A 1,296-nucleotide genomic window follows, 5' to 3' on the forward strand; every position below is an offset into this window, starting at 1 on the left:
TGGCTGCTTCTAAGCCAACATCCTGGTTGTCTAAGCAACCCCACATCCTTTTCCACTTAACATATATTTGGGGACCTTAACTGGTGGTCTGGGCTGTTTCCCTTTCGACTACGGATCTTATCACTCGCAGTCTGACTCCCGAGTATAAGTACATGGCATTCGGAGTTTATCTGAATTCGGTAACCCGAGAAGGGCCCCTAGTCCAAACAGTGCTCTACCTCCATGACTCTTTACCTCGAGGCTAGCCCTAAAGCTATTTCGGAGAGAACCAGCTATCTCCAAGTTCGATTGGAATTTCTCCGCTACCCACACCTCATCCCCGCACTTTTCAACGTGCGTGGGTTCGGACCTCCAGTAAGTATTACCTTACCTTCATCCTGGACATGGGTAGATCACCTGGTTTCGGGTCTACGACCTGTTACTTATTCGCCCTATTCAGACTCGCTTTCGCTACGGCTCCGCTTTTTCCGCTTAACCTTGCAACAAATCGTAACTCGCCGGTTCATTCTACAAAAGGCACGCTATCACCCATTAACGGGCTCTAACTACTTGTAGGCACACGGTTTCAGGAACTGTTTCACTCCCCTTCCGGGGTGCTTTTCACCTTTCCCTCACGGTACTGGTTCACTATCGGTCACTAGGGAGTATTTAGCCTTGGGAGATGGTCCTCCCGGATTCCGACGGAATTTCACGTGTTCCGCCGTACTCAGGATCCACTCTGGAGGGAAAGCCATTTCAACTACCGGGCTGTTACCGTCTTTGGCGGGCCTTTCCAGACCGCTTCATTTATAACTTTCTTTTGTAACTCCGTATAGAGTGTCCTACAACCCCAAGAAGCAAGCTTCTTGGTTTGGGCTCTTTCCGTTTCGCTCGCCGCTACTCAGGAAATCGATTTTTCTTTCTCTTCCTCCAGGTACTTAGATGTTTCAGTTCCCTGGGTCTGCCTTCCTCACGCTATGTATTCACGTAAGGATACTATCCGACTAAAGATAGTGGGTTCCCCCATTCGGAAATCTCTGGATCAACGCTTACGTACAGCTCCCCAAAGCATATCGGTGTTAGTCCCGTCCTTCTTCGGCTCCTAGTGCCAAGGCATCCACCGTGCGCCCTTTCTAACTTAACCAATTTACTTCGTCGAAGTAAAGGTTGTTTTTCTGATTTTCCGTATCAGCGATGATACTTCTTATCAGATGAAAGATTCACTTTCAGATGATTCTCGGTTACTTGTGTCATAGATAATTTTTCCACTATCTATGCTAACTTTACTAACTTTCTTATCTAGTTTTCAAAGAACAA

Annotated in this window: 1 rRNA gene; it reads right to left on the reverse strand. The window is 47.2% G+C overall.

Annotation, left to right across the window (positions count from 1 at the left end):
* Nucleotides 1-1,123, reverse strand: a 23S ribosomal RNA gene (locus HCJ50_RS15550); the annotation flags it as partial.
* Nucleotides 1,124-1,296: the final 173 nt, after the last annotated feature.

Source organism: Listeria immobilis, assembly GCF_014322765.1.
Classification (GTDB): Bacteria; Bacillota; Bacilli; order Lactobacillales; family Listeriaceae; genus Listeria; species Listeria immobilis.